Raw genomic sequence first — 5,658 nt, 5'->3', positions numbered from 1 at the left:
AACCAGTGACCCCTTCGGTGTGAACGAAGTGCTCTCCCGCTGAGCTAATCGCCCGGGCAACGAGAAGAACAGTACCACCTCCGCGCCCTCGGCCCCAATCCGTTCCCGCCGGGGCCCGACCGACGCTCCCCCAGATCGCCTCCGGGACAGCTCCGGTGAAAGTCCGTCAGACCGCGGGGGCCTTTCGGAAATCATCGGAAAACAACATAAGGCCCAGACCGTAAATGGTCTGGGCCTTACATCGGAACTGCATTCCGGGTGGGCGATACTGGGATCGAACCAGTGACCCCTTCGGTGTGAACGAAGTGCTCTCCCGCTGAGCTAATCGCCCGGGTGCAGGGAAAACATTACCCCATCCGCGGGGGTGCTCCGAACACCCTCCCGGTCAGTGCAGGTCCCAGGGCAGTACCGCGCCGTACTGCCACAGGTACCAGCCGAGCAGCGCACCGATGATCACCAGGCCGATCACGGTCAGCGTGATGTTGCGGCGGCGCACCTTCGGGTCCAGCGCCCGCTCGGCCGCCTCGGCGACCTTCCGCCGCGTCCAGCGCAGCACCAGCTGGGCCCAGACGAACTCGGTCGCCCAGATGCCCATCCCCAGGAAGATGACCACCCAGCCGGGGCCGGGCAGCGGCAGCAGGACGACACCGAGCCCGACCACGGCCAGGCCGACCAGGAAGACCACCACCTGCCAGCTCAGGTGCAGCGGCCGCGACCGGCGGATGAACGCCGGGGCCCGCGAACCGAGCGGCCGGCCCCCGCCGTCCCGCTCCTCGCCGTCCCCGCTCCCGCCCTCGCCACCGTCGGACGCCATGGGTGCCCCGTCCTCGACCCGGTCAGGATTGTCGTTTCGTACAGCCATGCGGGAAAAGTACCCGAGATACCCGCCGGTACGGGGCCCGACTCCCCGCCGCCGCCGATTCCGCAATGCGCCGGAAGGGGTACGACACGGCGTTGAATCGGGACAGAGGGGTTTACACCGGGCTTTCGGGTGGGATGGTCCGTTCGCCGACGTGCGATTCCCCGAGCGCACACTGAGCGAAAGGCCCTGGCGCTTATGAACACCACGGTCAGCTGCGAGCTGCACCTGCGCCTCATCGTGTCCAGCGAGTCCTCCCTGCCCGTCCCCGCGGGCCTGCGCTACGACACCTCGGACCCCTATGCCGTGCACGCCACCTTCCACACCGGTGCCGACGAGACCGTCGAGTGGGTGTTCGCCCGTGATCTCCTCGCGGAGGGGCTGCACCGTCCGACAGGGACCGGCGACGTGCGGGTGTGGCCCTCGCGCAGCCACGGTCAGGGGGTCGTCTGCATCGCCCTGAGCTCTCCGGAAGGAGAAGCCCTGCTGGAAGCCCCGGCGCGGGCGCTCGAGTCGTTCCTCAAGCGCACCGACGCCGCCGTGCCGCCCGGCACCGAACACCGTCACTTCGACCTCGATCGGGAGCTGTCCCACATCCTCGCCGAAAGCTGACCTCGCTGCGGCGGGCCCGCCTCGGCGCGGCCACGCCCACTGCGTCCGTCCTACTCGGGGGCACGGTCGCACCTGCCGCCACGCACCACCGGCGGTCTCGGGGTCACCGACGGGCCCGCCCGGCCCGACGGTGTGGCGCCCGGCGGTACGGCCGGCCATCCACAAGGGTGGCCGGCCGTACCGCCGGGCGCTTTCCTTCGCTCGGACGGCGCGGCCCGGTAGAGTCGCGGGTGACGACCGACGAGGGGCCGGTGGGCCCCCGCCGCGCGAGGAGCCGACGTGCTGATCACCCATGACACCGAGTGCGCGCTGAGCATTCTGGTCGAGCTGCTCAACACCGCCCCGGAGGCGTGCGGCTCGGAGCAGCTGCCGGACACCGCCGCGCTCGGCGCGTTCGTGGTCAAGCAGGAGATCAGCGAGATCGACTCGCTGACCGGCGCCGACCTGGCCTCGGTGCAGCTGCTGCGCGGCCGGCTGCGCGAGGTGTTCTCCGCGCGCTCCACCGAGGAGGCCGCGGAGCTGGTGAACGCGGTGGTCGCGGCGGCCGGCACCACGCCGCGGCTGACCAACCACGACCACCACGACTGGCACATCCACTACTTCGCCCCGCACGCCGCGATCGGCGACCACCTCGCGGCCGAGCTCGGCATGGCGCTCGCCTTCATCGTGATGGCCGGCGAGCGCGAGCGGCTGCGGCGCTGCGAGGCCCCCGACTGCGAGCGCGTCTTCGTCGACCTCTCCCGCAACCGCTCGCGCCGCTACTGCGACAGCCGCACCTGCGGCAACCGGCTGCACGTCGCCGCGTACCGCGCCCGGCAGCGCTCCGCCGAGGCCGAGGCGGTGGCCGCGGGCTGACCGGCCGCCCGCCCGGCGCCCAGCGGTCCGAGGCGGCCTGGCACGGCCCCCGCGGATGAAAGACTGGGGGCATGACCGACGCCTCCCTCCCCCGCCTCGAATTCTGGTGCGACCTGCAGTGCCCCGACTGCCGCACCGCCCTGGACGACGTCCGGGCGCTGCGCTCCGGCTACGGCGACGAGTTCCGGATCGAGCTGCGGCACTTCCCGCTGGAGAAGAACAAGCACGCGTACGCGGCCGCCCAGGCCGCCGAGGAGGCGTTCGCCCAGGGCAACGGCTGGGCGTACGTCGAGGCCCTGCTGGAGCGGACCGAGGAGCTCGGCCGGGACGGCGAGAAGACGCTGCTGGCCGTCGCCGCCGACCTGGGGCTGGACGCGGACGAGGTCGACACCGCGCTGATCGACGGGCGGCACACCCTGCTGGTCGACGCCGACCAGGCCGAGGGCCGGGCGATCGGGGTCACCGGCACCCCGACCTACGTGATCGCCGGGCAGCGGCTGGACGGCGGCAAGAGCCAGGAGGGGCTGCGCGCCCGGATCGTCGAGCTGATCGAGAAGAACCGGAGCTGACCCCCGCACCCGGCGGGGGCGCCGGCCCGGCCGGCCGACGTCATCAGAGCAGCTGCTTGCCGAGGACCCGCCGGGTGATCCGGTAGCCGAGCGAGGCGTACAGGCCGACGGCCACCGTGTTGCTGCTGAAGACGTTGAGCCCGAGGTCGTGCACGCCCGCCGCGAGGCACTCGTGCTCGGCGGCCAGCATCAGGGCGCGGCCGAGGCCCCGGCCGCGGTGCTCCTCGTCGACCTCCACCACCATCACCCAGGCCAGCGGGCGGCCCTCCGGCGAGACCTCCTGGCGCAGGTGCAGCCAGAGGCTGCCGAGCGCGCGGCCGTCGCCGTCGACGAGCCGGCGCAGTGCGACACCCGGGGTGTCCGGCCCCTGCGGCAGGACCTGGCGGTGGTCGGCCTCCGCCTTGGCCTCGGCCTGCTGCGCGGTGAGGCCCGAGGAGCGCAGGTCGTGCAGGTAGCCGGCTCTCGCGGCGGCCAGCCACTGCGGGTACTCCGCCGCGCCGATCGGACGGACGGTCAGCCCGTCCGGCAGTGCCGGTGCCCGGCCGAGCCGCTTGGCCATGTTCTGCATCCGGTCGGTGTAGCCGAGCACCCGGGCCAGGGCGAGCGCGCCCTCCGCCTCCGCGGGGACGGTGACGTCGGCGCGGCTGCAGCCCCAGCCGCGCAGCACCTCCTCGGCCGCGAGCACGCCGACCGTGCCGCGGCCCCGGCGGCGCCCCTCGGCGACCTCCAACTCGGCGATCTCGCCCCACCACTGGTCGCCGCGCGGCAGCGCGGTGGTGCGCAGCCCGCCCACCGGGCGGCCGTTGACGCAGATCTGCCAGCGGCGGCTGCGGCCGCCGCCGGGCAGCAGCTCCTCGGCGCCCCCCGGGCGCAGCGTTGTGGTCATACCGGCTCCCCTGCCCCGGCGGCGGCCGCACTACGCCTGTGCGGCCGTCGGCGGGGCGGCCCGGTCAGGGGTCGAGGTCGTCGCCGCTTCGCTCGGCGAACTGGGCCATCGCCTTGAGGGTGATCGGCCCGGGGGCGGGCAGCTCGTGGCCGTCGATCCGGTGGACGCCCTGGACGTCGCGGAGGGTGGAGGTCAGGAAGACCTCCTCGGCCTCGAACAGCGCCTCGAAGGGCAGGTCGGCCTCCTCGGCGCCGCTCCAGTCGACGACCAGCCGGCGGGTGATGCCGGCCAGGCAGCCGGACTCGAGGGGCGGGGTGAGCAGCCGGCCGCCGAGGACGACGAAGACGTTGGAGCCGGTGCCCTCGCAGAGCCGCCCGGCGGTGTTGGCGAAGAGCGCCTCGGAGGCGCCGGCCCGGTGCGCGGTCGCGAGCGCCACCACGTTCTCGGCGTAGGAGGTGGTCTTGAGGCCGGCGACGGCGCTGTGCTCGTTGCGGCGCCACGGCACGGTGACCACCGCGGTCGTGTCCGGGCGCGGCTTGGCGGTGCCGAGGGCGACGACCAGGGTGGGCGCGTCCTCGCCCCGCTCGGAGCCGAGCGGGGAGGTGCCGCCGGTGTAGGTGATCCGCATCCGGCCGAGCGGCATCGGGTTGGCGGCGAGCACGGCCGCGCAGGCCTCGCGGACGGCGTCGTGGTCCGGGTCGGCGAGGCCGAGACCGCGGGCGGAGCGGGTGAGCCGGTCGAGGTGGCGGGTGAGCGCGAAGGCCTGCCCGTCGACGGCCTTGACCGTCTCGAAGACGCCGTCGCCGACGGTGAGGCCGTGGTCCAGGACGGAGACGGCGGCACTGCCGGCGTCCACGAGGTTGCCGTTGACCCAGATCATCGAGTGCTGCTCCCGGGGTTGTTCAGTGGGTGCTGGTGCCCGACGCTATCGCGACCAGGCGGGCCGCCTTGAGCTCGGTCTCGTCCCATTCGCGCTCGGGGTCGGAGCCCCAGGTGATGCCGGCGCCGGTGCCGAACCGGAGGACGGGCGCGCCGCCCGTCCGGTCGATCCAGAAGGTGCGGATGCCGACGGCGAGTTCGGCCTCGCCGCGGTCGGCGTCCACCCAGCCGACGGCGCCGCAGTAGGGGCCGCGGGGGGCGGTCTCGAGGGCGTCGATGATCCGCAGCGCGCTGGACTTCGGCGCGCCGGTGACCGAGCCGGGCGGGAAGGTGGCGGCGAGCAGCTCGGGCCAGCCGGCGCCGTCCCGCAGCCGGCCCTCGACGGTGGAGACCAGGTGGACGAGGCCCGGGTGCTTCTCGACCGCGCAGAGGTCGGGGACGGTGACGGTGCCGGTCCCGCAGACCCGGCCGAGGTCGTTGCGGACCAGGTCGACGATCATCACGTTCTCGGCGTGGTCCTTCTCCAGCAGGTCGGCCTCGGTGCGGCCGGTGCCCTTGATCGGGCCGGAGGAGACGGTGCGGCCGCGGCGGCGCAGGTAGAGCTCGGGCGAGGCGGTGGCGATCTCCACCCCGTGCTCGGGCAGGCGGATCGTTCCTGCGTACGGCGCGGGGTTGCCGCGGGCCAGCAGGCCGGTGAGCGCGTCGATGTCGGAGCGCTCCGGGTCGGGCAGCGGCGCGGAGAGCACCCGGCAGAGGTTCGCCTGGTAGACCTCGCCGGCCGCGATGTGCTCGCGGATCCGGCTGACGCCCGCGGTGTAGGCGGCCCGGTCGAGCGAGCTGTGCCAGTCCTCCGTCCGCGGACCGAGCCAGCCGGCGGTGGCCGGCGGCGCCGGGTCGGGGCGGACCTCGTCGAAGCGGGCGCAGGTGAGACGGCCCTCGAAGTCGTACGCGACCGCCCAGAAGCCGGCCGGGGGCGGGCCCGCCGGGGGCGCCGGGGC

At 74.0% G+C, this 5,658-nt stretch carries 7 protein-coding genes and 2 tRNA genes (1 of these 9 only partly in view); 3 read left to right on the top strand and 6 right to left on the bottom strand.

Annotation, left to right across the window (positions count from 1 at the left end):
* From ABD353_RS02130 to ABD353_RS02120, 3 genes are all read right to left on the bottom strand, one after another.
* Window positions 1–54, bottom strand: a tRNA-Val gene (locus tag ABD353_RS02130) (it extends 118 nt beyond the left edge of the window).
* A gap of 205 nt (window positions 55–259) precedes the next feature.
* Window positions 260–331, bottom strand: a tRNA-Val gene (locus tag ABD353_RS02125).
* A 54-nt stretch (window positions 332–385) separates the two neighbouring features.
* Window positions 386–814: a TIGR02611 family protein gene (locus tag ABD353_RS02120; RefSeq protein ID WP_344621687.1), complete on the bottom strand. Its 429-nt coding sequence runs from the start codon at window positions 812–814 to the stop codon at window positions 386–388.
* Window positions 815–1,057: 243 nt separating this feature from the next.
* On the opposite strand from ABD353_RS02120, the gene ABD353_RS02115 reads away from it, so the two are divergent.
* From ABD353_RS02115 to ABD353_RS02105, 3 genes are all read left to right on the top strand, one after another.
* Window positions 1,058–1,471: an SsgA family sporulation/cell division regulator gene (locus ABD353_RS02115; protein WP_030268554.1), complete on the top strand. Its 414-nt coding sequence runs from the start codon at window positions 1,058–1,060 to the stop codon at window positions 1,469–1,471.
* A gap of 279 nt (window positions 1,472–1,750) precedes the next feature.
* A complete protein-coding gene (locus tag ABD353_RS02110; RefSeq protein ID WP_344621686.1) occupies window positions 1,751–2,326 on the top strand; it encodes a CGNR zinc finger domain-containing protein in 576 nt (191 codons plus the stop codon).
* Between the two features lie 71 nt (window positions 2,327–2,397).
* Entirely contained in the window at window positions 2,398–2,895 is a 498-nt protein-coding gene (locus tag ABD353_RS02105; protein ID WP_344621685.1) for a DsbA family protein, read from the top strand.
* 43 nt (window positions 2,896–2,938) lie between these two features.
* On the opposite strand, the gene ABD353_RS02100 is transcribed toward ABD353_RS02105, so the two are convergent.
* From ABD353_RS02100 to ABD353_RS02090, 3 genes are all read right to left on the bottom strand, one after another.
* Complete coding sequence (locus ABD353_RS02100; RefSeq protein ID WP_344621684.1) at window positions 2,939–3,781, bottom strand: GNAT family N-acetyltransferase; 843 nt, start codon at window positions 3,779–3,781, stop codon at window positions 2,939–2,941.
* Window positions 3,782–3,845: 64 nt separating this feature from the next.
* Complete coding sequence (locus ABD353_RS02095; protein WP_344621683.1) at window positions 3,846–4,661, bottom strand: aminotransferase class IV; 816 nt, start codon at window positions 4,659–4,661, stop codon at window positions 3,846–3,848.
* Window positions 4,662–4,683: 22 nt separating this feature from the next.
* Window positions 4,684–5,658: chorismate-binding protein (locus ABD353_RS02090; RefSeq protein ID WP_344621682.1), on the bottom strand; the 975-nt coding region annotated here is incomplete at its 5' end.

The organism is Kitasatospora arboriphila (genome assembly GCF_039528095.1).
In the GTDB taxonomy this organism is placed as follows: Bacteria; Actinomycetota; Actinomycetes; order Streptomycetales; family Streptomycetaceae; genus Kitasatospora; species Kitasatospora arboriphila.
This window is presented reverse-complemented; position numbering and strand designations above follow the sequence as displayed.

Excerpts from the sequence above, each read along its gene's own strand:
- ABD353_RS02105 (WP_344621685.1), top strand. The coding sequence starts at position 2,398 with ATGACCGACGCCTCCCTCCCCCGCCTCGAATTCTGGTGCGACCTGCAG.
- ABD353_RS02095 (WP_344621683.1), bottom strand. The coding sequence starts at position 4,661 with ATGATCTGGGTCAACGGCAACCTCGTGGACGCCGGCAGTGCCGCCGTC.
- ABD353_RS02115 (WP_030268554.1), top strand. The coding sequence starts at position 1,058 with ATGAACACCACGGTCAGCTGCGAGCTGCACCTGCGCCTCATCGTGTCC.
- ABD353_RS02120 (WP_344621687.1), bottom strand. The coding sequence starts at position 814 with ATGGCGTCCGACGGTGGCGAGGGCGGGAGCGGGGACGGCGAGGAGCGG.
- ABD353_RS02100 (WP_344621684.1), bottom strand. The coding sequence starts at position 3,781 with ATGACCACAACGCTGCGCCCGGGGGGCGCCGAGGAGCTGCTGCCCGGC.